Annotated in this window: 19 protein-coding genes and 1 pseudogene; 9 read left to right on the plus strand and 11 right to left on the minus strand. The window is 56.6% G+C overall.

Translation table 11 applies throughout. From position 1 onward, the window contains the following. Positions 1–4: 4 nt before the first annotated feature. The 4 genes from DCH402_RS14905 to DCH402_RS14920 all read left to right on the plus strand — a co-directional run bounded on the left by DCH402_RS14905 (position 5) and on the right by DCH402_RS14920 (position 5,120). Positions 5–826 carry an ABC transporter substrate-binding protein gene (locus DCH402_RS14905; RefSeq protein WP_040001985.1) on the plus strand — a complete coding sequence of 274 codons (822 nt, stop codon included), beginning with the start codon at positions 5–7 and terminating at the stop codon, positions 824–826. Beyond that, positions 826–1,671: an amino acid ABC transporter permease gene (locus DCH402_RS14910; protein ID WP_081642171.1), complete on the plus strand. Its 846-nt coding sequence runs from the start codon at positions 826–828 to the stop codon at positions 1,669–1,671. Before DCH402_RS14905 ends, DCH402_RS14910 begins: the two co-directional genes overlap by 1 nt. Before the next feature lie 181 nt (positions 1,672–1,852). Next, positions 1,853–2,962, plus strand: a complete 1,110-nt coding sequence (locus DCH402_RS14915) for an ABC transporter substrate-binding protein (protein ID WP_040001988.1) — start codon at positions 1,853–1,855, stop codon at positions 2,960–2,962. Further along, complete coding sequence (locus tag DCH402_RS14920) at positions 2,955–5,120, plus strand: TonB-dependent siderophore receptor (protein WP_040001989.1); 2,166 nt, start codon at positions 2,955–2,957, stop codon at positions 5,118–5,120. The genes DCH402_RS14915 and DCH402_RS14920 overlap by 8 nt, the downstream gene beginning before the upstream one ends. A gap of 95 nt (positions 5,121–5,215) precedes the next feature. On the opposite strand, the pseudogene ybbP reads toward DCH402_RS14920, so the two are convergent. Further along, a pseudogene (ybbP, locus tag DCH402_RS14925) lies at positions 5,216–7,647 on the minus strand (putative ABC transporter permease subunit YbbP). After that, positions 7,644–8,330, minus strand: a complete 687-nt coding sequence (ybbA, locus tag DCH402_RS14930) for a putative ABC transporter ATP-binding protein YbbA (protein WP_040001990.1) — start codon at positions 8,328–8,330, stop codon at positions 7,644–7,646. The pseudogene ybbP and the gene ybbA overlap by 4 nt, the downstream one beginning before the upstream one ends. Here ybbA and tesA point away from each other — a divergent pair. The 3 genes from tesA to DCH402_RS14945 all read left to right on the plus strand — a co-directional run bounded on the left by tesA (position 8,301) and on the right by DCH402_RS14945 (position 10,701). Beyond that, positions 8,301–8,939: a multifunctional acyl-CoA thioesterase I/protease I/lysophospholipase L1 gene (gene tesA, locus DCH402_RS14935; protein WP_050583373.1), complete on the plus strand. Its 639-nt coding sequence runs from the start codon at positions 8,301–8,303 to the stop codon at positions 8,937–8,939. The two genes, ybbA and tesA, sit on opposite strands and share 30 nt — an antisense overlap. Positions 8,940–9,002: 63 nt before the next feature. Further along, the gene (locus DCH402_RS14940) at positions 9,003–9,779 is read left to right on the plus strand and encodes an SDR family oxidoreductase (RefSeq protein WP_027712781.1); all 777 of its coding nucleotides are present in this window, start codon (positions 9,003–9,005) and stop codon (positions 9,777–9,779) included. A gap of 61 nt (positions 9,780–9,840) precedes the next feature. Next, positions 9,841–10,701 carry a co-chaperone YbbN gene (locus DCH402_RS14945; protein WP_040001991.1) on the plus strand — a complete coding sequence of 287 codons (861 nt, stop codon included), beginning with the start codon at positions 9,841–9,843 and terminating at the stop codon, positions 10,699–10,701. 57 nt (positions 10,702–10,758) lie between these two features. On the opposite strand, the gene DCH402_RS14950 is transcribed toward DCH402_RS14945, so the two are convergent. From DCH402_RS14950 to DCH402_RS22660, 9 genes are all read right to left on the minus strand, one after another. Further along, positions 10,759–11,952 (minus strand): nicotinamide mononucleotide deamidase-related protein YfaY, encoded by a 1,194-nt coding sequence (locus DCH402_RS14950; protein ID WP_040001992.1) that lies wholly within the window; start codon positions 11,950–11,952, stop codon positions 10,759–10,761. Between the two features lie 139 nt (positions 11,953–12,091). Further along, positions 12,092–12,637 (minus strand): YfaZ family outer membrane protein, encoded by a 546-nt coding sequence (locus DCH402_RS14955; RefSeq protein WP_040001994.1) that lies wholly within the window; start codon positions 12,635–12,637, stop codon positions 12,092–12,094. Between the two features lie 209 nt (positions 12,638–12,846). Beyond that, positions 12,847–14,235, minus strand: a complete 1,389-nt coding sequence (menE, locus tag DCH402_RS14960; RefSeq protein ID WP_040001995.1) for an o-succinylbenzoate--CoA ligase — start codon at positions 14,233–14,235, stop codon at positions 12,847–12,849. Next, positions 14,223–15,191, minus strand: a complete 969-nt coding sequence (gene menC, locus DCH402_RS14965) for an o-succinylbenzoate synthase (protein ID WP_040001996.1) — start codon at positions 15,189–15,191, stop codon at positions 14,223–14,225. Before menC ends, menE begins: the two co-directional genes overlap by 13 nt. Beyond that, positions 15,191–16,048 (minus strand): 1,4-dihydroxy-2-naphthoyl-CoA synthase, encoded by an 858-nt coding sequence (menB, locus tag DCH402_RS14970; RefSeq protein WP_040001997.1) that lies wholly within the window; start codon positions 16,046–16,048, stop codon positions 15,191–15,193. Before menB ends, menC begins: the two co-directional genes overlap by 1 nt. Continuing rightward, positions 16,032–16,823, minus strand: coding sequence for a 2-succinyl-6-hydroxy-2,4-cyclohexadiene-1-carboxylate synthase (menH, locus tag DCH402_RS14975; protein ID WP_040001998.1), 792 nt, complete (start codon positions 16,821–16,823; stop codon positions 16,032–16,034). Before menH ends, menB begins: the two co-directional genes overlap by 17 nt. Further along, on the minus strand, positions 16,823–18,499 hold the full coding sequence (gene menD / locus DCH402_RS14980) for a 2-succinyl-5-enolpyruvyl-6-hydroxy-3-cyclohexene-1-carboxylic-acid synthase (protein WP_040001999.1): 1,677 nt from the start codon (positions 18,497–18,499) through the stop codon (positions 16,823–16,825). Before menD ends, menH begins: the two co-directional genes overlap by 1 nt. A gap of 98 nt (positions 18,500–18,597) precedes the next feature. Next, positions 18,598–19,923 carry an isochorismate synthase MenF gene (gene menF, locus DCH402_RS14985; protein WP_050583321.1) on the minus strand — a complete coding sequence of 442 codons (1,326 nt, stop codon included), beginning with the start codon at positions 19,921–19,923 and terminating at the stop codon, positions 18,598–18,600. Positions 19,924–20,390: 467 nt separating this feature from the next. After that, the gene (locus tag DCH402_RS22660; protein ID WP_161624081.1) at positions 20,391–20,546 is read right to left on the minus strand and encodes a hypothetical protein; all 156 of its coding nucleotides are present in this window, start codon (positions 20,544–20,546) and stop codon (positions 20,391–20,393) included. A 456-nt stretch (positions 20,547–21,002) separates the two neighbouring features. On the opposite strand from DCH402_RS22660, the gene DCH402_RS14990 reads away from it, so the two are divergent. Then, entirely contained in the window at positions 21,003–21,194 is a 192-nt protein-coding gene (locus tag DCH402_RS14990) for a hypothetical protein (RefSeq protein WP_040002001.1), read from the plus strand. A 4-nt stretch (positions 21,195–21,198) separates the two neighbouring features. Further along, complete coding sequence (rcsD, locus tag DCH402_RS14995) at positions 21,199–23,868, plus strand: phosphotransferase RcsD (RefSeq protein WP_040002002.1); 2,670 nt, start codon at positions 21,199–21,201, stop codon at positions 23,866–23,868. The last annotated feature ends 3 nt before the right edge of the window (positions 23,869–23,871 follow it).

Here is a 23,871-nt window from a genome sequence, read left to right on the forward strand (position 1 = left end):
ATAAATGAAAAAACTTCTCGCACTGACGGCGCTCGCCCTGAGCGCCTGTTTTATGCTCAGCGCCGCGCAGGCCGGCAGCACGCTGGACCGGGTTAAACAAACCGGTGTCGTTCGCAACGTTCTGTTCAATGACTACCCGCCATTCAGTTATCTGGACGATAAAAACCAGTTGGTCGGTTTCGATGTCGACGTCGCCAACGCCGTTGCGAAGAAACTGGGAACCAGGCTGGAACTGGCAACCCCCGGCTGGGAAACTATTGTCGGCGGAAAATGGCAAGGCCGTTGGGACATGTGCATCTGTTCTATGACCCCCAATGCAGAGCGCGCCAAAGTACTCGATTTCAGCACGCCCTATTACAGCACTTTTGCCGTACTGATCGTCCATAAGGATGAGAAGAACATCCAATCCGCCGCCGACCTGAGCAACAAGAAAGTCGGGTTGGGGCTGGGGTCCAGCTATGAGAATTACCTCAATAAAAGTCTGGCGATCCCCGGCGGTAAGCCGATCGACTTCCCGTTTGACCACGTGCAGGCGGTGCCCACCGACGAAGACATGGCGTTCCGTAATCTGGCGCTCGGCCCGGGTAAACGGTTGGATGCGGTCATTTCCGATCGCATTACCGCCAAACCGCGTATCGAGAAGCTGCCACAGTTGCGTATTTTGCAGCAACTGTATGCCGAACCGAACTGGATTGCCGTCGACAAAGGCGATCCGGAATGGAGCAAAACGCTGGCCGACGCCATCTCCGCGCTGCGCGCCGACGGCACGCTGAAAGCTATCTCGATGAAATGGTTTGGTGAAGACATCACCGGGGTCACCCCGTAATGTCGCGATCGTCTGCTGAAAACTCGTCACACATGCCGCCGGCGCCTGAGCGCGCCGGATTGGGTTTTCGTCTGCGCGCCGGCCTGACCTGGCTGGTGCTGCTCAGCCTGCTGCTGTGGCTGTTTTCGTTTATGGACCTGGATACCGGTCTGATCCGGCAGAAACTGCCGTCCATGTTGGGGATGCACCTCTCGCCGGACGGCTTCATTCAGGGAGCGGTACTGAGCGTCGTCATCACGGTGATTTCCATGCTGTTTTGCATCCTGCTGGCGGTCATCACCGCGGCAGGCCGGCTCTCTTCCAGTGCCATTGCATTCGGCTGCGCGACGTTTTACGTCTCACTGTTTCGCGGCACACCGCTGCTGGTGCAAGTGTTGATCATCTACCTCGCGCTGCCGCAGGTCGGTATCGTCATGAGCGCCTTTACGTCCGGTATCATCGCGCTGTCGTTAAATTACGGCGCCTATCTGGCGGAAACTATCCGCAGCGGCGTACTCGCGGTGCCTCGTGGTCAGAAAGAGGCGGCGATGGCGCTGGGACTGTCACGCTGGGTCATTACCACCCACGTGGTGGCGCCGCAGGCGCTGCGCATCATTATTCCGCCCGCCGGTTCGCAGTTCATTTCGATGATCAAAGATTCGTCGCTGGTGTCGCTGATGGGGTTATGGGAACTGAACTTTCTGGCGCAGTCTTACGGCCGCAGTACCTATCACTACATGGAAATGCTCACCACCGCCGCGGTAATTTATTGGTTGCTGTCCATCGGGCTGGAATTGCTGCAAGGCCGACTGGAACGCCGTTTTGGCCGCGGCTACGAGCACCACGAGAGTAAAACCTCGTCCTGAACGCCCTTTAGCGCCACGTTCGCCATGCCGTAACGGCGACTTTAATTATTTACATAATCTGCGCCAGCCCTGTGAAATATCAGGGCTTTTTCTTTTTCGTCTCCCTTTCTCACCGCTTTTTCGTTGCAAACAAAAATAATTATTATTATTTTTTCTGCCTTAATTTTATGAGAAAAGAATAATGCGCATCGTTTTTCTCCTCTTCGCCATGCTATGCCTTACCCCACTGGCGCAGGCCAAAACCGTTACCGACATTACCGGCCGTCAGGTCGTCATTCCGGATAATCCGCAACGTATTGTACTGGGCGAAAGCCGTATGCTGTATACGCTGGCTTTGCTGGAACCGGACAACCCGGCACAGCGCGTGGTGGGGTGGCCTGGTGATCTGGCTCGCTACGATGCACAAAGCTGGGGCCGTTATACCGCCAAATTCCCGGATATTGCCCGTATCCCGCAGTTAGGTAACGGCAATCTCAATAGCGTCAACGCGGAAATGCTGCTGCCGCTAAAACCGGATTTGGTTATTCTGCCTCGTCTGGCCAAAGGCGCCGACAACGAACAGAGTATCCAGCAAGCATTAACGCAGGCGGGTATTCCTTATCTCTATATCGATCTGCGCATCGAACTGCTGAAAAATACCCTGCCCAGCCTGCGCCTGCTCGGCGATGTGCTCAACCGACAGTCACGCGCCGATGCCTTTATCGCGTTTTACCAACGCCATATGGACGTTGTCAAAACGCGGATAGCCCAGTATCAGGGCCGCAAAACCACGGTGATGCTGCATCTGCATCTTGGGCGTCGGGATACCTGCTGTACCACTGCCGTCAACGGTAATCTCGGCGAACTGCTGGCCTTCGCCGGCGGTGAGAACATCGCCGCCGGCAAAGTGAAAGGCGTCTATGGCGAGCTAAGCCCGGAACAGGCTCTGGCGGCCAGACCGGATGTCTACATCGCCACCGGGATGGCCGGGCCAGACGGCAAACGCCTGTCCGATCTGATGCTCGGCCCGGACGTGACGCCTCGTCAGGCCGGCGACAGCTTACGTACCTTGTTAATGCAGGAACCGCTACTCTCCCACCTGAGCGCCGTCGGCAGCGGCCGTGCCTGGAGTATGTGGCACAACTTTTATCTCAGCCCTTATCACGTGGTGATGGTAGAAATGTTCGCCAAAGCCCTTTATCCAACGCTGTTTAGCGATATCGACCCGCAGCAAACCTTACAACAACTCTATCAACAGTTTTTACCGATTGATTTTTCAGGGACCTATTGGAGTCAGTTAACACATGAATAACCGTCACCGGCAAAAAGGCTGGCCGCTACTGGCTTTGCTGCCGTTCAGCCTTCAGGCTGCCGCCGCATCAACCGAGAGCAACGCCACCCCAAATACCAACAAGCAGGAAGATACCTTGGTGGTGAATGCCAGCCCGTCTGCCGGCAGCGCCAGAGAAACCGGCTACCAACCGCACAGCGCCGTAACCGGCACCCGCACCGATAGCCGCCTGCTGGATATCCCGCAAGCCGTCAATATAGTGCCGCAACAGGTACTGGAAGATCAGGCGGTAAGAAGTCTTGACGACGCGTTATACAACGTCAGCGGCATCACCCAGGCCAACACGTTGGGCGGAACGCAGGATGCGGTGATGAAGCGCGGTTTCGGCGATAACCGCGACGGTTCGATCCTGCGTGACGGCGTGCGCTCTATTCAGGCGCGCAACGTTACGCCGACCACCGAACGGGTAGAAGTATTGAAAGGCCCGGCGTCCATGCTGTATGGCTGGGGCGAACCCGGCGGCATGATCAACATCATCAGCAAAAAGCCGGAACTGGTGCAGAAAACCCATATCGAAGGCTGGAACAGCAGCTTTAACGGCGGCGGCGGCCAGTTAGATATCACCGGCCCGCTCAGTACCTCCGGCCTGGCTTATCGCATGATCGTCGATCACGATGAAACCGACTACTGGCGCAACTTCGGTCGTAATCGCCAGACGACGATTGCGCCGTCGCTGATGTGGTATGGCGACAGCACCACTGTGCGCGTTGCTTACGAGCATATGGAATACCTGACGCCGTTCGATCGCGGCACGGTAATCGATAGCCGCACCGGCAAGCCGGTCGCCACACCGCGTGAACGCCGGTTTGACGAAGCCTACAACGCCACCCGCGGCGATCAGGACACGCTGACGTTCCAGATGGAAAACACCATCAACGATCGCTGGAAAACCAAACTGAATTACGCCTACAGCCGCAATACCTATAACGACAATCAGGCTCGCGCCATGTCGCTAAACCCCAATACCGGATTCCTGACGCGCCGGGCCGATGCGACCCAGGACGCGCACAGTCAATCGCAGAACGTGCAACTGACGCTGAATGGCGATACCGACTGGGGTGGCGTCAACCACCAGTTGCTGTTCGGTTTCGACCACGAGGCTGACCGTACCCATCGCGGTAATATGATCCGCGGCAGAACCAACAGCAGTTTCAACGTTTATAATCCGGTATATGGCCTTTTCCCGGCTTCCAACTCTGTTCTTGCCACCGAGAGCGACCAGAAAGAAGACGTCGATAGCACCGGCATTTTCATGCAGGACGCCATACGACTGGACGAACATTGGATGCTGTTGGGCGGCGTACGCTATGACCGCTTTGATGTGATGTCGGGCAAAGGGCGCCCCTTCGTGACCAATACCGACAGGTCCGACAGCCGGGTGGTGCCGCGTGCAGGCGTCGTGTACAACCTCACCTCTTACGCCTCGTTGTACACCAGCTACAGTGAATCCTTCAAGCCTAACTCCGCCATCAATAAACCGATAGGAGAAGCGATGGAGCCGGAAGTCGGGCGCTCCTACGAGGTCGGCGCCAAACTGGATCTCCCTAATCGCATTACCGCCAACCTGGCGTTGTTCGATATTCAAAAGCGTAACGTGATGGTAGATGAACTTCAGACCATCAACGGCGTAAGCGAAACCGTGACCCGCACTGCCGGCAAAGTACGTTCGCAAGGGGTGGAGGTGGATGTGGCCGGCAAGCTGACCGATAACCTGAGCCTGATCGGTTCCTATGCCTTTACCGATGCCCGCGTTACCGCAGACCCGACGAACCAGGGCAATGAAATGGGCAACGTGGCGCGCCATACCGCCTCATTGTTCCTGACCAATGACTTCGGCACGATGGGCCTGCACGCCGGCGATGACCTGCGCGCAGGTATCGGCGCTCGCTATGTCGGCCGTCGCCCCGGCGATGCCGCCAACAGCTTCTTCCTTGACGACTACACCGTAGCGGATGCCTTTGTCGCCTATAACGTGCCGATCAACGGTTACAAAGTGAAGTGGCAACTGAACATCAAAAACCTGTTCGACAAGACCTACTACCCTTCCAGCGGCAGTAGCCAATATGTTTCGATTGGCGACCCGCGTGAAGTGGTGTTGCGCGCCAGCGTCGATTTTTAATCAACGACACCGCGCGGTCTTTACCCAGACCGCGCGGTGAGTATTGGAGCACGGCAACCTCAGCGTCATCCAGCCGAGAGGCAATAACATCAACCTCAGGCGTGATAACGCCGAAACAACGCATTGCCGCGCAACAGACGCAAGCCCAGCCAACTGCCGTACAGCGACAACAGCAACGCCGCCATGACCGGCAACCCGCCCCACAGCCACAGGTTCGGCTGCCACGGAAAATCAAACACCTTGCGCTGCAGCAGCCACAGCGCCGCTTCCGCGCCCAGCGCCGCCGCTATACCGGCGGATAACCCCAGTACCGCGAATTCCCACCATAGCGTGGCGCGCAACAACCGGCGGCTTGCCCCCAATGTGCGATACACCATCAGTTCCTGGCGGCGTTGACGCATACCGACCTGAATCTGCGCCAGCAACAACAGTGCGCCGCAGAACAGCACCAGCACCACCATCACCTCCAGCGCTAACCCCACCTGCTGCAACACCGTGCCGATCTGCTTCAAAATGGCGCCGACATCCAGCACCGTCAACGTTGGAAACTGTCGGTTTAATTGGGTTACCAACGTATCGCCGCCGTCATAGCGGAAACTGGTTAGCCACGATTGTGGCTGGCTATCCAGCGAACCCGGTGGAAAAATAAAAAGAAATTCGGCCGCAAGCTTTCCCAATCCACCTGTCGCAAGCTGCTGACCGTCGCCTGAAACGGTTGGGTATCGCCGGTAAACATCAACGTATCGCCGATTTTCACCCCAAGGCGCTGCGCCACCCCTTGCTCTATCGACACTTCGCCCGCTTTCGGCGGCCATTGCCCCGCCACCAGCGGATTATGCTCCGGCCGCTGAGCCAGCCAGGTCAGATTCAGTTCCCGGTTGACGGTTTCGCCGCCGGGATCATCTTCACGTATCAGATCGGTGGCACGCAGCCCATTAATTTCCGTCAGACGGGCACGAATAATCGGGTAAAAAGTTTCCGGTTTGACCTGATGTTGCGCCAGAAAATCCGTGACCTGCGGCACCTGATCGGCACTGATATTCAGTACAAAGTAATTAGGGCTACCCGGCGGTAACTGCTGCTGCCAGCGATCCAGCAAATCGCCGCGCAACAACAGCAATAACGCCAACAACATGAAAGACAGCGAAAATGCCGCCAGTTGGCCCAAGGTGACCCACGGCTGGCGTAATAAGCGGTTAGTCGCAAGACGCAATGCCAATGTTTTCAGCGTCAGACGGCGCAGTAATAACAAGCCGCCCCAACCAATGCCGCCCAACAGCAACGACAACGCCAACATCCCCCCCAACAGTGACCATAACAACGCACCGCCGCCGGACATCACCACCAGTAAACCGATCACCACCGTCGCTACCACCGGCAGGTAGTAACGCAACGGCCAGACATTCGCCACCACATCCTGACGCAACACCCGCAGCGGCTGAGTCGCCAGCAGTTGCCGGTAAGGACGTATCCCGACCAGCAGCGAAATCAACACCAGCGTTCCCAGCGCCCACGCCCACGGCCATAATCCGGCAACAGGTAATTCACCGGGCAGCACCGGAGCAAGAGCCCGTATCAGCAACGCTTCAAAGCCAGTCCCCAGCAGGCTGCCGCACAATGCCGACAACGCCAGCACCGATAGCCACTGCCCGATAATCAACCGGCGCAGCGCCTGACGCCCGGCCCCCAACGTTTTGAGCACCGCCACCAGATCGTAACGACTGCGGCAGTAATGCCCCATCGCTACCGCTACCGCCGCCACCGACAGCAATAGCGTCAGCAACGCCGACAGCAATAAAAATTGTTGCGAGCGCTGCAACGATTTACCCAACGCGCTTTGCGAATCCGCCATGCCGTACCAGCGTTGATCCGGCTTTAACTGCGGGGTAATCACCTCGCTAAAGCGGTCGATTTGCGACGGCGCACCGGCAAACATATAGCGCCAGGTAATACGCCCGCCGGGTTGAATCGCGCCGGTTTTCTCCACATCCGCCAGGTTCATCAGCACCCGCGGTGCCGTCTCGAACGGGTTAAATCCGGCATCCGGCTCCTGCACCAGTTCCCCGGCAATGGCCAAGGTGGTATCACCGACATCCAGCCGATCGCCGACCTTCAACCCCAGCAAAGCCAGCAGTCGAGGTGCTGCCAGTACGGAACCCGGCGCAACCCGTAATCCGGCTGGCTGGGTTTTCAACTCGCCATACAGCGGATAACGCTCGTCGGTGGCTTTGACCTGCGCCAGTTGCGCGTTGTCGCCCGCGTAAGTCATGGTCATGAATGACACCTGCCGGCTCTGCGTCAGCCCTAATTGCTGCGCCTGCTGCAACCACTGTGCATCTATCGGGCGGGAAGCCCGCAGCACACGATCACCGGCCAGAAAATCCCGACTCTGCTGGCTTAGCCCTTTATCCATGCGATCGCTGATAGAGCCGAGCGCCAGCACGCAGGCGACCGACAACGTTAACGCCAGCCAGACAATCAGCAGCGACGGCGAGCGCCATTCCCGCCAAAACCAACGCCAGATCATGCATCCTCCCACAATTTACCGTCGCGCAGCCGCAGACAACGCTCACAACGCGCAGCCAGTTGCTCATCATGCGTCACCAGAATCAGGGTAGTGGCAAAATCGCGATTAAGGGAAAACAACAGGTTAGCAATGCGCTCACCGGTCTGCCGGTCGAGATTACCGGTCGGCTCATCGGCAAACAGCACCCGTGGGCGCCCGCTGAATGCGCGCGCCAGCGCCACACGTTGCTGCTCGCCGCCGGAAAGCTGGGCGGGTAAATGGTGTAACCGCGCCCCCAGACCGAGTTGCTGCAACAGTTGCTCCGCATGCTGACGGCTCTGACGATCGCTTTCACCACGCAGCAACGCCGGCAGTTGCACGTTCTCCAGCGCGGTCAGCGTCGGCACCAGCATAAAAGACTGGAACACAAACCCCACGTCCTGCGCCCGCAACGCGGCCCGGCCCTCTTCATCCAGCCGGTCCAGCCGCTGACCAAGCAACGACACCTGCCCGCTGCTGCCGTCATCCAGCCCGGCCAAAATCCCCAACAGGGTGGATTTCCCCGAGCCGGACTCGCCGACCAGCGCAATGGTCTGAGCAGGTTTGACAACCAGCTCAACTCCGGTGAGGATGGAGAGCTGATTTTCCCCCTGACCAACGTGCTTACCAAGATGATGAACTTCAAGAATGTTTTCCGCAGGCATGTCGTTATCCTTCTATTTTGGGGCCTGTTCAGTCTGCGCGCCTTCGCGTCAGACACCCTGTTGTTGCTGGGCGACAGCCTGAGCGCAGGCTATCGCATGGCGGCAAATCAGGCCTGGCCGGCGTTGTTGGATGCCTCCTGGCAGTCCCGCTCGCCCGCCGTTCCGGTTCGGGTGGTGAACGCCAGTATCAGCGGCGACACCGCAACGCAAGGTCTGGCTCGCCTTCCCGCTTTACTCAAGCAACACCAGCCGCGCTGGGTGTTGGTCGAACTCGGCGGCAATGACGGCTTGCGTGGGTTCCCGCCACAAAACGTAGAACGGGATCTCGCCGGCGTCATTAGCCAGATCAAAACAGCCGGAGCCCAGCCGTTGCTGATGCAAGTTCGCTTACCAGCCAACTACGGGCGGCGCTATACCGAGTCGTTCAGCGCGGTTTATCCACGCCTCGCCGGTACGTTTAGTATTCCGCTGTTGCCGTTTTTCATGGAACAGGTTTATCTCAAACCGGAATGGATGCAGGATGACGGTATCCATCCCACCCGTGACGCCCAGCCGTTTATCGCCGAATGGATGGCAAAACAGCTCGACCCGATTATTAACCAGCACTGAGTCGATAAAGACTGACAGTTAACCACGACTCTTGATATTTAAGCGTTTTCGTTAGGTAAAGTTATGCAAAAAGCGGTTTTGATTACCGGTTGCTCCAGCGGCATTGGCCTGATTGCCGCACAATGTTTGCAACAACGCGGCTATCGCGTACTGGCGGCTTGCCGCCGTCATCAGGATGTGGCGCGCATGAATTCGCTCGGCTTTGAGGGAATCGACCTGGATCTCGATAGCAGCGCCAGCGTCAGACAGGCCGCCGATATTGTCATCGCACTCACCGGAAACCGGCTCTATGGCCTGTTCAACAACGCGGGTTATGGGCTGTACGGGCCGCTTAACACCATTTCCCGTCAGCAACTGGAACAGCAGTTCTCCAGTAACCTGTTCGGCACTCATCAGCTAACCCAGTTGCTGCTGCCTGCGATGTTGCCGCATGGCGAAGGGCGAATTATCCAGACCAGCTCGGTCATGGGGCTCATCTCTACCCCTGGGCGGGGCGCTTACGCCGCCAGTAAATACGCGCTGGAAGCCTGGTCCGACGCATTACGCATGGAACTGCACGGCAGCGGTTTACACGTATCGCTGATCGAACCCGGCCCCATCAGTACCCGATTCACCGACAATGTCGCTCAGACACAGCAGGAACGGCCGGTTACCAACCCCGGTATCGCCAGCCGCTTTACGTTACCGCCGGAAGCGGTGCTGCCGAAGCTGATTCATGCGCTGGAAAGCCCACGCCCGAAACTGCGCTATCCGGTCACGCTGCTTGCCCACGGCATCACCGTGCTGCGCCGGTTGCTGCCGGGGCGCGTACTGGATCACTTGCTGCGGACAAAATCCTGATTCGGGGTTGAAGTAACAGACATCACCCCCATAATGGCTAAAAAGGCTGAGAGAGAACGACATGCTTGAACAACACGCCAACGTGATTGATATCAACGAGACCAATTTGCATCAGGTGCTGGAACACTCTATGAGCGCGCCGGTGCTGTTCTATTTTTGGTCTAATCGCAGCGCCCATTGCCAGCAACTGGAGCCGGTGCTGGACAAACTGGCGGCGGAATACGCCGGTCAGTTTATTCTGGCCAAGGTGGATTGTGACGCGGAACAGCGTGTGGCGGCACAATTCGGCCTGCGCGCCATCCCAACGGTTTATCTGTTCAAGGATGGTCAGCCGGTAGACGGTTTTCAAGGGCCGCAGCCGGAAGAGGTCATCCGCGATCTGCTGCAACGCGTGCTGCCCAAAGCTGAAGATCTGAAATTGGCTCAGGCTCAGCAGTTGATTCAGGAAAACCAGTTGAAAGAAGCGGCGGTGCTGTTGAAAGACGCCTGGCAACTGGATGCCAAACGTAGCGATATCGCGCTGCTGCTGGCGGAAGTTCAGATTCAGCTCAACCGTACCGATGATGCGCAAGCGGTGTTGGACACCATTCCGTTGCAGGATCAGGACAGCCGCTATCACGGGCTGGTAGCGCAAATCGAACTGATGAAACAGGCGGCGGATACGCCGGAAATCCAGCAATTACAACAGCAACTGGCCGCCTCACCGGACAATCAGGAGCTGGCGGTGCAGCTCAGCCTGCAACTGCATCAGGTAGGGCGCAACGAAGAAGCGCTGGAATTGCTGATGGGGATGCTGAAAAAAGATCTGGCCGCGGCCAACGGCAACGCCCGTAAGACACTGATGGATATCATGGCCGCGCTCGGTACCGGCGATGCACTGGCGGCGCGTTACCGCCGCCAGTTGTATTCACTGCTGTACTGATCCCGGCGACCTAACGCGGGGGGCTCCCCCGCGATTTCCCTGCCGGTACGACGACTTTTACAACGTTTCCAACACGCTTATCCAACCGTGACCGCCGTACGCTGACCAGCCATTAAGCCAACGGCGCAGCATGTTCATCGCCAGCATCGCCACCATATCCTGATGCGTCTTCCGGCTATAACGTCTCACATTTACCTGAATCGTCTGGGCGAATGTTCCGTCAGGCGTATGCAACGCCAGCGTCAACACCCCCTCATCCGAATGGCCAACAAACAGTGCCAGCTCTGCCTGATAACGCTCCGCCAGCACGCGTGTTGACTCCGCAACGGCCGCCAGCGTCAACGCCGATTCGTTCGCCTGCCATTCACCGCCGGATAGCGGCACATCCGCCTCGCGCAACTGCCAGTTAAGCAGACCGGCGGTGAAGTCTTCCGCCACCGCCAGACGCAGCCCACGCTCGCGAAGGCGTCGCGCCAATTGCGCAGGTAACCCCTCCGTGCCCTCGAAAATCATATTTTCGCCCGCTACATCACGCACCGTTTGCCACACTGTTTCCATCTCCTGACGCCGGGCTGCGGGACCGGTGAGTTTCAGCTCGATTATCGGCATTGAGGAGCGATACCCCAGCACGACATCTGGCGGTAACGGCAAACTGTCAAGTTGGCTGGCAAGATCGCTTTCGGAACGACCAAAGGTCGTCAGGCGCAAACACAGCGGCGGCTCAGCCCCGGTAAAACGCTGGCGCAAACGCGGCAAAATCTGCTGCTCCACCATCACTTTAAATTCAGACGGCACGCCCGGGGTGAAAAACATCAGGCACTTATTCAACTGCATCGCAAAACCGCACGCGGTACCCACCGGGTTATCCACCAACTCCGCGCCGGCAGGTAGCTGCGCCTGTTTACGGTTGCTGTCGGCCATGACGCGGCCACGCTCGGTGAAGAAGGCTTCCATACGGGCGATCCACTCAGGATGTTCAACCAGGGTTTCGCCAGCCGCGGTGGCTGCCGCCAGCGAACTCAGATCATCGCTGGTAGGCCCCAGACCGCCATTCACGATCAACACGTCGGCGATCCGGCTGCGCTCGGTCAATGCGGCCACCAGTTCCTCCAGCTTATCGCCTACCGTCATGCGGCTGGTCATCGGCACGCCTTGTGAAAACAGGTAATCCGCCAGCCAGGCGGCGTTGGTATCCACAATCTGCCCGTGTAGCACTTCATCACCGGTACATAACATCTCAACCCTAAGCATCCGCAGTACTCCTTATGATGGTTTCACTCCACTTTAGAAACTCGACGTCATAAACACAATGGCGCTTTCCACCTGCAAAAACACAAAAGGCGTGATAAACACGCCTTACGCCTTTTGTTTTGTCAACGATGCCGAGGAATCAGAAATTCAGACCCACGCCGACATACGCCGTATCCGCTACGCGGTTGTCATTGCTGGATTCGCCGGAGGCCATATTGATGTAGCGATAACCAACGTCCAGCGATAACGGACGGAACGGCTGCCAACGCACGCCGCCACGGGCTTCCACATAGTGATCGACATGGCTTGAGAACGCGTCCGGCGAGTAATAACCTTCGCCATACAGGGACACGGAACTGGTCACCGGCACCTGTAATCCGCCGCCGAGCGCAACGCCATAACCATCTTTAAAGCGGTTCTGGTTCAAATAAAGCCCTTTGGCTCCGACTTTGAGCGACGCGTTGCTCAGCGCAAAGGTATAATCCGCACCGACGCTGTAGACGTCATTGCTGTGTTTGTCATCATGGCTCCAGCCAGCATTACCGGACAAACCGGGCACACCCAGGCCGAAACCTGCGTTGGCTCCCGTGTAATCACGTCCTGCTTCCCCAGAAATACTGATGGCATGAGCGGAAACCGTCGCCAGCAGCAGACTTCCCGCACAAGCAATAACCCACTTTTTCATTTCTATAATCCTTAATACGATAAGTTAAACGCGCATAACACCGTGATGTTAACACGCATTTTACCCAAATATTCAACGGCCAAAAGCGTAAATAACCGCAAGCCGGATAAGATTCGACCGGAAAATAGAGACATTATTCTCCGGCGACATAGCAAAGGCGATAGCAACGGACGCGCCACCGCCATGCCTTCTTCGCCGCATTCAGCCGTTCAACGCGTTTGCAGATCCACCCAGGCTTTCACCTGCCGACGGGATATTTTTATCCCGCCGTTTTTCAACTCGGCCGGCAACAGATAACACGCGACCGGGCGCTGAAATCCCGCCAGACGGGATTGCCACCATGCCTCCAACTGGGGCAGCGGCAACGCGTTTTCCACCTCAACCACCGCCACCGGGCGCTGGCCGAATTCCGGGTCGTCAACGGGAACGACGCACGCGTAAGCGACATCCGGGTGCTGCAACAAAACGGCTTCCACATCTTCAGGTTGGATCCCCTCGCCGCCGCTGAAAAACTGGTTATCCAGCCGCCCCAGAATTCGCCATTCACGCCCATCCCACTCGCCTCGATCCCGGGTATGAAACCAGCCTTTTGCGTCAGTCAGCGGGGCCAATCGGCCATCACGCCAATAACCCACCGCCAGACAACGTCCACGCAACAGAATTTCTTCCCCCTCCAGCGTTATCTCGCGTCCGGCCAACGGCAACCCAACGCCGCCGTGAGTGTCGGCACGTTTGGCGCACACTGTCGACGCCAGCTCTGTCAGGCCATAACCGCACCAGCACCGAATCCCCCGATCCTCAGCCTGTTTCGTCAATTCCGCCGGGATCATCGCCCCACCCAGCAATACGGCTCGCAGGCTAATCGGCGCACGATTCTGCGACAGAAGACGCCAGAGTTGGGTTGGAACCAGCGAGGCATGGGTACAAACCCGCAGAGCGACGTCCAAAGGCTGATTTGGTTTCACCACCAGCGATGCCCCGGCAGCCAGCCATCGCCAGACGATGCCCTGCCCGGACACATGAAACAACGGTAATGACAACAACCAGCGATCACCTGCACTAAACGCCATCAACGCCAACACGCCTTCAGCACTGATCAAATGGGCCTCACAGGTATGTACCGCCGCTTTCGGCATACCGCTGGAACCGGACGTTAACGTCATGGTCGCCAGCCGTTTTATCGCCCACGGCAACGGCGGCCGGGTATCTGATCCTGATGACGGTGACAAGGCGGGCAGGCTCAATGGAAGGATCCCCGACGGCCAGTCATGCCCGCCAAGGCACAAGCCGTAGTCGATATTCAGCGATGGCAGCAACGTATCCAGCAATGTGCCCGGCAATTGCGGATTCAGCGGTAGTAAACGTGCGCCGCATTGCAGCAACGCCAGGTAGCAAAACAGCATCTCGGTACTGTTTTTGCCCCGCAGCGCTACCCCCATCCCAGGCTCGACGCCCTGGCAGACAAACGCTGATGCCAGTTGGTTTAGCTGGGCGGACAATTGCTGCCAGGTCCAAATCCCGCTGTCGTCTATCAGCGCCGGCGCCATCGGCTGGGATACCGCCCAGCTCCGCCAGGGCCAATCGGTCAGGCTCGCCATGCCTGCTCCAGCCCGTCGGCCGCGAGTAACGGCAAGGTGCAGTCAGGCCAGGCTCGCACCACTTGCGCCTGCATCAGGTCCAACGTATCCAGCCCCGGCAATACGCCCGGCGTCAACCAATGCGCCAGCCGCGCCAGTTGCGTCAGACCCAGGCTGGACTCAATACTGGAGCTGATTACCGCGGTTAAACCAGCCTGGTGTGCCTGCGCCACCAGTTGGCGACAACGGTGCAGGCTGCCCGTGAGCGAAGGTTTGATAATAATCGCCGCGACCCCCGGTTCAGCGACAACCTGGAACCCCGGCTCGCGCACACTCTCATCCCAGGCAATGGCGATACCGGTAGTCTGGGCGAAATCACGCGACTCATCACGGGTTTTGCAGGGCTCTTCCAGAAAAGCGATGCGGGAACGGTAAGCAGGTGCGACATAGCGGGCAAATCCGTCGGCTTTCTGCCGCGTCCAGCTACGGTTCGCATCCAGACGCAGCCGTAAATCAGGCAGCGCTTCCAACAATAGATTCACGATCATGCCGTCGCGCACCGCTTCATACAACCCGACTTTCACCTTCGCCAACGGTTCAGGCAGGCCCTGCAGCATGGCAAACAGCTCATCCGGGTCGCCGTTGCACAGCGGCGCTTTACGGTAATCCGCCGCTTCAGGCAGTTCACCGTGCAGTTCTGCCAGCGCACAGCTGACACCGAAATCGACGGACGGCAAACCAATCTCATCCGGTGCCTGCCCCATCAACCAGCGTTGCAACTGCGCCTGTGCGGCACCGAGCGCCTCCTCAAGCGTTTCTACGCTGAACTGTGGCAACGGTGCGATCTCCCCCCACCCTTCACGCTCACCGTCACGCAGGCGAAGCAGCAACCCATCACGGGTTTTCAGGCGCTGGTTACGCAGCACCACCCCTGCGTCCATCGGCACGCTGTAACGATAGAGGATTGCCTCGCGCATCAGGGGTTCCGCTTGAATTTGCTGAAGTCAGGCTGGCGTTTTTCATTAAAGGCATTACGGCCTTCCTGCCCTTCTTCCGTCATGTAAAACAGCATCGTGGCGTTGCCCGCCAGTTCCTGCAACCCAGACTGACCATCGCAATCGGCATTCAGCGCCGCCTTCAGGCAGCGCAACGCCATCGGGCTGTTCTGCAACATTTCACGGCACCAACGTACGGTTTCGCGTTCCAGTTCCGCCAGCGGTACCACCGTATTGACCAGCCCCATATCCAGCGCTTGTTGAGCATCGTACTGACGACACAGGAACCAGATTTCACGGGCTTTTTTCTGGCCAACGATACGCGCCATGTATGAAGCGCCCCAACCGCCGTCAAAGGAGCCGACACGCGGCCCGGTCTGGCCAAAAATGGCATTTTCCGCGGCAATGGTCAGATCACACATCATATGCAGCACATGACCGCCGCCGATGGAGTATCCCGCCACCATCGCCACCACCGGTTTCGGGCACGTACGGATCTGGCGCTGAAAATCCAGCACGTTCAGGTGATGAACGCCGCTGTCGTCTTTGTAACCGCCGTAATCGCCACGGACTTTCTGGTCACCGCCGGAACAGAACGCTTTCTCGCCTGCTCCCGTCAGGATGATGACGCCAATACCATCATCATGGCGTGCATTATCCAACGCCTGAATCATCTCTTTTACCGTTTGCGGACGGAACGCATTGCGTACCTGAGGACGATTGATGGTGATTTTGGCAATGCCGTCGGCCGACTTGTGATAAAGAATATCGACAAAATCCCCGCTGCAATCGTGCCATGTTACCGGTGCGTAAAGCAGTTCTTCACTGGGATAAAGCATATTGAATCTTCCTTTCCGGATACGAAATAAACTGGCGAACCCGTTCAGCATAGCCTGACGGGTTCGCCTGATGAGCATTGTGCCCGGCGCCATCCACGCTCAGCAGCGGCAAGCGATGCTGCGTGGCCAGCGCCTGGAATTTAGTGTCCTGACTGCCACAGAGATAGCCGAATGGAACCTGTAGCCGCTGTAATGCCTCAGCCAGATAAGGCTGGCGAGACAGCGAAGTCGCTTCCAGCATATCGGCGACGGCAAGCCCGTGGTTGCCGCTGCGCAGTGCTATCAAGGACGAGCGCTGCGCAGGCGACAACGACGCAAAAACAGGCTGTCGATACCAATCCGGCAGCACGCGATTAAGCGGATCATGGCGAAAGCGCCGTGCCCAATCGGCATCATGCCGGCGCCGTGCCTCGCGTTCTTCCGCCGACGCCAACCCCGGATGCCCGCCTTCCACCAGCAGCCCCCGTAAACCGGCAGCCTCGCCCTGACAGGCATAATGCATGGCAATACGCCCTCCCAACGAGTACCCCAGCAACCAGAAATCAGCCACGGCGTATTGCGTCAATAACCGGGTCAATTGTCGGCTCACGTCATCGAAATCGGCGGCCTTTAACGACGCGGATGCGCCATGTCCCGGTAAATCCACCAACAGCACCGGCCAGTCGGTCAAATACGGCAATATCGGTTGCCAGTCCTCGCCGCTGCCGAGCAAACCATGGAGCATCACCAGCCAGGGTTTACCTGATTGCAGCACCCCCAACCGGCGGCAATACATCACCACGACGGCACCTCGGCCAGTAGCTGTTGCAGCGTTTCAGCCCCTGCTTTAGGTTCTACCACCACTTCAAGTAGCGTCGTTCCCCCCAACCGCCATCCGGTGCTTACCGCGTCCTGAACGTCCGACCATTGCTGAGCCCGGGCGTAACGTAGCCCGAACAGAGCCGCCGCGTGGCGAAAATCCACCTGCTGAGGCATACAATAAAAAGTTTCCCGTTGCGCTTCGGGCGTCGGCAGTAACGAAAAAATCTGCCCGCCGTCGTTATTTACCACCACCAGCACCAGCGGTGCGGGCGGTTGGCGCAGCAACGCTAATCCATTGAGGTCATACAGCGCCGATAAATCGCCGACAATCGCCAGCATCGGCCGGGCATTGGCGCGCTGTACGCCCGCCAGCGTCGATAACAGCCCATCAATACCACTGGCGCCACGGTTGGAATATACCGGATACCCAGCAGGCAGACGGGCAAAAGCATCCACCAGCCTCACCGTCAGGCTGTTGCCGACAAAAAACTGCCCCTCAGGCGGCAGCAATTCGCTGACGCGATGCGCCAGTTGCGCCTCACCGAAACCCACGGATAAACGGGCCGCCACCTGCCGGGCAACCCGCTCCGCGCAGGATGCCACCTCCGGCGCCCAGGGTGCCTGGGCTATCGCAGGATGCGCCGCCAGCCAGTCGGCAATATCGGCGACTAATCGGCGCCCCCGATGCTGGGCAGGGTCAAGCCGCCCCGGCAGGCTATCAATCAACCAATATTGCTCGGGCGTGACTGTTGCCTGCCACTGCAGCAGGCGTTTTCCCGTCAGGCTGGCGCCAAACTGCACCACAATGTCAGCCTGACGCAATGCATCCGCCTGCGGGTGCTGAAGCCATAAATCCGCGCACGCCAACGGTTGGCCGGTTTGCGACAGCGCATCACCAATCAACGGCCAGCCGAGCTGACGCGCCCAGTCGGCTATTTTCTCACCGACGTGCGCCGGCACTCGCCCGGCAATCACTACGCCACGCCGCTTGCGCCATTGCGGCCAGTCAGGCTGCCCCAACGCAGCCGATACGCCATGTTCACACTGCAACCAAGGCTGCGGCTGGTTCCACCAGTCGCCCAACGCCTGTCGCCAGTCCTGAAAAGCGGTAGGGTCGTCCTCGCCATATAACGGTTCGGCGAACGGGCAATTGATATGCAATGCGCCATAGCGCAATTCGCCCAACGCATTATCAAGCGCAGACACCAGCCAACGAGCCGGAATATCAGGGGTGGGACGCGGCAAATCCAGCGTCATCGTCGGGTGTGAAGCAAACATACCGGGTTGCCGAATCGCCTGATTAGCGCCGCAGTCGATCAGTTCCGGCGGGCGATCCGCCGTCAGTATTATCAGCCGTTCGCCGGTCAGCCCGGCTTCAATAATCGCGGGATAAAGATTGGCCGCCGCCGTACCGGACGTCACGACCACCGCCACCGCTTCGCCGGAAGCTTTGGCCAGCCCCAGCGCCAGATGCCCGAGACCGCGCTCGTCAAAATGGGTATGGCATACCAGCGCCGGGTGCGAGGCGGCAGCCAGCGTCAAAGGCGTAGAACGAGATCCCGGCGCGATGCAGACATGCCGCACGCGATGATGGCTGAGCGCTTCAAAAATGACCGTTGCCCAGCGACGGTTAAAAATATGTGTGGACATGTTCGACTCAACAACTCCGGTTGCGGGTTGTGGTAATAATTATATTTTTTTTCATCCGGCCAACTTTGATATAAACCAGTAACAGGCAATAAATCGCGCTATGAAATATCATCTTCCAGCAACGATTTGAGTCCGGCCGCTTTGTTTTCCAGTTCCAGCCATTCTTGCTCTGGATCAGAACCCGCCACAATCCCGGCACCGGCATACAGCGTCAATTGCTTCCCATCCACGCTGGCTGAACGTAATGCCACGCTGAATTCAGATTGTTGCCGGGACACATACCCTGCCGACCCGGCATACCAGCCACGACGAAACGGCTCATGCCGAGACAGAAATGCCCGTGCAGCCGCACGCGGCAACCCGGCAACCGCCGCCGTCGGCTGTAGCAGCTGCAGACACTCGCTATCCGTACTGCCGCGTAACGTTGCCTGGATGGTTCGCCGCAGATGCTGCACCTTACGCAGACGGATAATCTCCGGCGGCATCACATCCAGCGTCAGCGCCACCTGATGCAGACGCTGGCAAATATCATCCACTACCAGCATGTTTTCACACTGATTTTTCACATCGTTCATCAGCCAGTTTGCCAGTTCGGCAGCTTTTTCGTCGTTATGATCACTGGCTACCGTGCCGGCCAGCGCTTCCGTTTCCAGACGCGTATGCCGACGTCGATAGAGGCGTTCAGGGCTGGAGCCGAGAAACGCCTGATGCGGCGCAAACGCCAGCATAAAATGGTAACAGCGGTAATTGGCCGCACGACTGGCCGCCATCAACGTGGTCGCACGCAATGGTTGGTCCAGTGATAAAACCGTGGCCCGCGCCGGTACCACCTTTTCCATCTGCCCGGCGGCGATATCCGCCAGCGCCTGATGCAATAGCGCAATCCACTGGCGACGATCCGGGCAATGACGGGTGTCTTCAATGCGAGAGTGCAATGTCGGCAACGGTTGCAACGGCAACAATTGGCGCAAAAAATCCTGTGCATCGCGCGCATCGCCACGCAATGAGTCATCGCTAAACAAATTTACCCGTAAGCGGAGACGCTGGCCTTGGCGCAACAATGCGATACGCGGCAGAAACAGAAACGCCGCACGATTTTCTTCTGCCGGACGCTGTTCAAACGCGTTCAATCCCCACAAACGCACGCTGTCATCCACATCATGACGCTGTAAGAATGCCTCTGCGTACGTAATATCCTCAAAAACACGCACCTGACCACACACCGCAGCCTCTTCATCGTCCTGACGGTGCTGCCAGTAAAATTGCGGATAGAGTGGTTGCGCGGCAAGCCACGCCAGCAACTGTGAGCTGTCCTGCAATGACAGGGTCAGCGTAATCGCATGGAAACCAGCCTGCTCCGGCAAGGGTTCGTCGAGCGCCTGATGCATCCGGCGCAGCAGGTCAGAAAATTGCTGCACATTCACCCCATAGCCTAACTGAAAGTAGGGAATTATACGGGGCTATCCCCACAAAAAAAAGTCATTAGCCTGATACTTACCCCGTAATAACTTGCTTATCTGCCCAGCCGGTTTGCGGGCCACCACTCTTCCCGGCCTGACGTCGCTGCTATGACTCATCCGAGAGGGAATACCGCTAGCGCATAAAAACGGGTGGTATATACCCGTCATTATGTAAGCGCCTGGGGATTCACTGCGTCGCCGCGTGACAAGGCTCAAATGCGCCTTACCCTGACAGACCCACGTGTTTCGTTGTTCAATACGCAATCCGGTTGTACTACTTGAAGTATGACGGGGATATATCTGTTTCCGATTAGCCCGACGCCATTCAGTGACAAAATATCCTAAAATGATTTCTCTATAATTTCGCCCCTCCACCGCAAATAGTTACAAAAGGAAATACCATTTTATCCATACAAAAAACATGGATGATATTATTTCCATTCGGCTTTTTTCGGCGTTTTACTCGCTATCTGATATTCCGCCGGCAAAAAGCATTCTCCCAATAAACCGTCATCATTTTTACTCTCTGGTTTAATGGAATTGCATTGCGGAGCGGCCTTTCCGAATAACGGAAACAGACCAGCCATGTTCAACACCGGATCCATAGCAGCAGGTAGCAAGAGACTTTAGAGATTGTCCTGCAACTCGAATTATTTTGGGTGTATGCCGCCATCGCACAAAATGAAAAAACGTTCGAGGTCAGGTAGCATTAAGTGATAAATCTCCTATGACTGACAACTTTAGAATTGATTCCGCTATCATCAAATCTTCATTCCGCTTTATCATAAATTACCTTCTGACTGCCGGGCTTGTCCCGGCATTTTTTTTATCTGCCGACTTATTATGGAATCCTTCCTGCATTTTCTGCTGATGAAACACATCCCTTTCGATAAAAGGTCGCGGTTGTGGTAAAAATATCTGTCAGGTTCAGCAACGATAGTTATTCAGCAATGAGTTCAACCTTAAGCCTCTCTCCTACGCTCACCCAGCTACAGCGATTGGATGGCCAAACGAGACGATTCACCGTTCAGCCGGCGTTTTCCATGACTGGCCGATCCGCGTTGATCGTTGCTTCTGCCCGCACACTCAGTTATATCGGTATATTGGCCGACATATCGCTGCCGGGAACCGCCGCCAAACGGCGCAATCCGCCCCTGTTGCCGTGCCTTAGTGCGCTGTTACTACCGGCGGTCGGCTTCAGTATCCGTCTCATTACCCGTTCATCAGGAGCCTGATTTCATGCCTGCGGCTATCATGCGTTTCTTCCTGCTATTTATCCTGCTACTGCTGATGATGACCGGCACCTATAGCTATAACTATGTCAACAACTGGATGACGGAGAAAAAATCCACGCTGGCGGACATTGCGGAAGGGATGCAAAAGCGTATTGATGCCTACCGTTTTTTTACCGATCAGATTTACAAAAATCTAATCAGCGATACAACGTCGTCTGATACCCCGAACATCAGTCTGATCACGCTGATGCCGAATGTGTTTTATGTCGAGAAAAGCGGCCACAAAACCGATGCATTGATTTTCGGGCCGTATGACAAAACCACCCTCGGCGCCATGCACCGGATATCACAATATTTGGATGTGTTGTGGGGAGCAAAAACCGATATCTATTCGATGTATTATCTGAACGGGTTGGACAATAGCCTGACGATGATTTCCACCCAACCGTTAAAGGATATCTCGTCACAATTTCGTGGCAGTTATCTTTCATCAATGGTGGAATCGCGCAAAACCGAGATGCTACAGCAGGCAAATACACTGGATGAACGGGAAAGCTTTTCACCTTTGCGCAAGCTGCGTTTTTACAACGACTATTACTTTACCCTACGCACGACGTTCAATCAGCCGGGTCATCTGGCCACTGTTATTGCTTTCGATTTATCAATCAACGACTTAATCCCACGAACCTTGTCGAGAGACAGCTTCATACTGCGCCAGCAGACGCCACCGGTCAACGCCGATGCCAGCGCAGATAACGAGATCCCCACCGACATTCACCGCGAAGGGGCCTCGCTGGAAGTCTCAGCCCAGTTGATGAATTCGCCGATCAAACTGGTCTATGCCATCCCACTGGGCAGACTGGTGACAGATATGCTGCGCAATAATCTCTGGATCATGGCGCTAAATCTGGCATTGCTGTTGATCTCGGCGGCAGGTTTCTACGCGTTACGCCGCTACTATGCCCGCCCCAAAGATGATTTGTCACATCATCTGAAAGAGCAGCAACAGATGTACGGCGAGATCGTCAGCCGTATCCCGATAGGGGTACTGGTTTACGATTTCAGCAACAATAAAGTGGTGGTGGCGAACATACTGGCGGAACGGCTATACCCTCACCTCAGCCTGAAAAAAATCTCTACGCTGGCAGAGGAACACCAGGGGGTCATTCAGGCTACGGTGGACAATGAGATGTACGAAGTCCGCGTTTTTCACAGCCAGCATACACCGTCATTGTGCTTATTCCTGCTGCGCGAACAGGATCAGGAAATACTGATTACCAAAAAACTGCAGCTGGCGCAGCGCGAGTTCGACAAGAATGTCTCGGTTCGCAAGCGTCTGTTTCGCAACCTGAGTCAGGAGTTTAAACAACCGCTTTCAGCGGTACATCAGTTGGCACTGGCACTACGCAAAACCGACCATCCGGCTGAGCAACAAAAAATGATTAAGACGCTGATTGCCGAAACCAGCAGCGCTATCCGCCTGATGGAAAACATTGCGCTGCAGGCACGGCTGGAAACCGTAGAATGGAATCTGGTCCACGGCTCGTTTTCACCATTAACATTGTTCGACGACCTGATGCTGGAACTGCTGCCGCGTATCCAGCAGAAAGGACTTAAGCTGTTCAACCATTACAAACTCAACCCGCGACAGACTTATCTGGGCGATAGTGAATTGCTGAAGAAAACCTTGTCGCTGCTGCTGGATTACTCCATCACCAACACCGATTACGGCAAAATCACGTTATCCTGTGAGCAATCGGCACACTCTGCCGAGCAGTTGCTGATCCGCATTAGCGATACCGGAACGGATATTTCCGGTATGGAAAGAGATAATCTGGTGCATCCGTTTGCTACCCCTCCTCTATCCGATCGTTTTCGGCACAATTCCGGATTAACCCTATTTTTATGTAATCAACTTTGCAACAAACTGGGCGGTCAACTGCAAATCAATAGTCGCCCAGGACTGGGAACCCAGTACGTACTGACGTTGAAACTGCAGCCGGAACCACTGCCTGCGGAAGAAGATGAGAAATTATTGGACGATATCACGCTACTTCTGAATATTACCTCGGACGAGGTTCGTACCATTGTCAGCCGAATGGTAAGCAGTTGGGGGGCAGAGGTCGTGGTGTACGATGAGCGGCTGGCGAACCAGAATGCGGACATCATTATTACTGATGATCCCAACAAGGTCGCCAGCGATACGTTGCTGGTCACCAGTGACGATACCCAGTTGATCCCGTTGGGGCAACGACGCTTGCGTACCAATTACAACATCAGCCAACTGCTGCAGGATGGTTTGCTGAAATTGATTGAACAACAGTTGGCGACCGACCAGAACGATAGCGCATCGGAAGAACAGGACGACATCGGCTTCTATGTTCGTCAGTTACACAGCAGTGACTACTATTCCTTGTTTGTCGATACAGTACCGGAGGATATCAAGAGACTATATACTGAGGCCCAAGACGGCGATTTTTTGTCACTCGCGCAAACCGCACACCGCCTGAAGGGTGTCTTTGCCATGCTGAATCTTCATCCCGGCAAGCAGTTATGTGAAACGCTGGAAAAGCTTATTACCACCCAGGATCGTGCGCAAATAGAAATCTACCTTCAGCAGATCGAAGGTTTTGTCACAGCATTGCTGCAGCCAGGTGGCCAACAATACGAGTAAAAA

Source organism: Dickeya chrysanthemi NCPPB 402 (genome assembly GCF_000406105.1).
Taxonomy (GTDB): domain Bacteria; phylum Pseudomonadota; class Gammaproteobacteria; order Enterobacterales; family Enterobacteriaceae; genus Dickeya; species Dickeya chrysanthemi.

What these genes read in the sequence shown, in the direction of transcription:
- DCH402_RS14905 (WP_040001985.1), top strand. Translation starts at nt 5, where the DNA reads ATGAAAAAACTTCTCGCACTGACGGCGCTCGCCCTGAGCGCCTGTTTT.
- DCH402_RS14910 (WP_081642171.1), top strand. Translation starts at nt 826, where the DNA reads ATGTCGCGATCGTCTGCTGAAAACTCGTCACACATGCCGCCGGCGCCT.
- DCH402_RS14915 (WP_040001988.1), top strand. Translation starts at nt 1,853, where the DNA reads ATGCGCATCGTTTTTCTCCTCTTCGCCATGCTATGCCTTACCCCACTG.
- DCH402_RS14920 (WP_040001989.1), top strand. Translation starts at nt 2,955, where the DNA reads ATGAATAACCGTCACCGGCAAAAAGGCTGGCCGCTACTGGCTTTGCTG.
- tesA (WP_050583373.1), top strand. Translation starts at nt 8,301, where the DNA reads ATGAACTTCAAGAATGTTTTCCGCAGGCATGTCGTTATCCTTCTATTT.
- ybbA (WP_040001990.1), bottom strand. Translation starts at nt 8,330, where the DNA reads ATGCCTGCGGAAAACATTCTTGAAGTTCATCATCTTGGTAAGCACGTT.
- DCH402_RS14940 (WP_027712781.1), top strand. Translation starts at nt 9,003, where the DNA reads ATGCAAAAAGCGGTTTTGATTACCGGTTGCTCCAGCGGCATTGGCCTG.
- DCH402_RS14945 (WP_040001991.1), top strand. Translation starts at nt 9,841, where the DNA reads ATGCTTGAACAACACGCCAACGTGATTGATATCAACGAGACCAATTTG.
- DCH402_RS14950 (WP_040001992.1), bottom strand. Translation starts at nt 11,952, where the DNA reads ATGCTTAGGGTTGAGATGTTATGTACCGGTGATGAAGTGCTACACGGG.
- DCH402_RS14955 (WP_040001994.1), bottom strand. Translation starts at nt 12,637, where the DNA reads ATGAAAAAGTGGGTTATTGCTTGTGCGGGAAGTCTGCTGCTGGCGACG.
- menE (WP_040001995.1), bottom strand. Translation starts at nt 14,235, where the DNA reads ATGGCGAGCCTGACCGATTGGCCCTGGCGGAGCTGGGCGGTATCCCAG.
- menC (WP_040001996.1), bottom strand. Translation starts at nt 15,191, where the DNA reads ATGCGCGAGGCAATCCTCTATCGTTACAGCGTGCCGATGGACGCAGGG.
- menB (WP_040001997.1), bottom strand. Translation starts at nt 16,048, where the DNA reads ATGCTTTATCCCAGTGAAGAACTGCTTTACGCACCGGTAACATGGCAC.
- menH (WP_040001998.1), bottom strand. Translation starts at nt 16,823, where the DNA reads ATGTATTGCCGCCGGTTGGGGGTGCTGCAATCAGGTAAACCCTGGCTG.
- menD (WP_040001999.1), bottom strand. Translation starts at nt 18,499, where the DNA reads ATGTCCACACATATTTTTAACCGTCGCTGGGCAACGGTCATTTTTGAA.
- DCH402_RS22660 (WP_161624081.1), bottom strand. Translation starts at nt 20,546, where the DNA reads ATGGCTGGTCTGTTTCCGTTATTCGGAAAGGCCGCTCCGCAATGCAAT.
- DCH402_RS14990 (WP_040002001.1), top strand. Translation starts at nt 21,003, where the DNA reads ATGACTGGCCGATCCGCGTTGATCGTTGCTTCTGCCCGCACACTCAGT.
- rcsD (WP_040002002.1), top strand. Translation starts at nt 21,199, where the DNA reads ATGCCTGCGGCTATCATGCGTTTCTTCCTGCTATTTATCCTGCTACTG.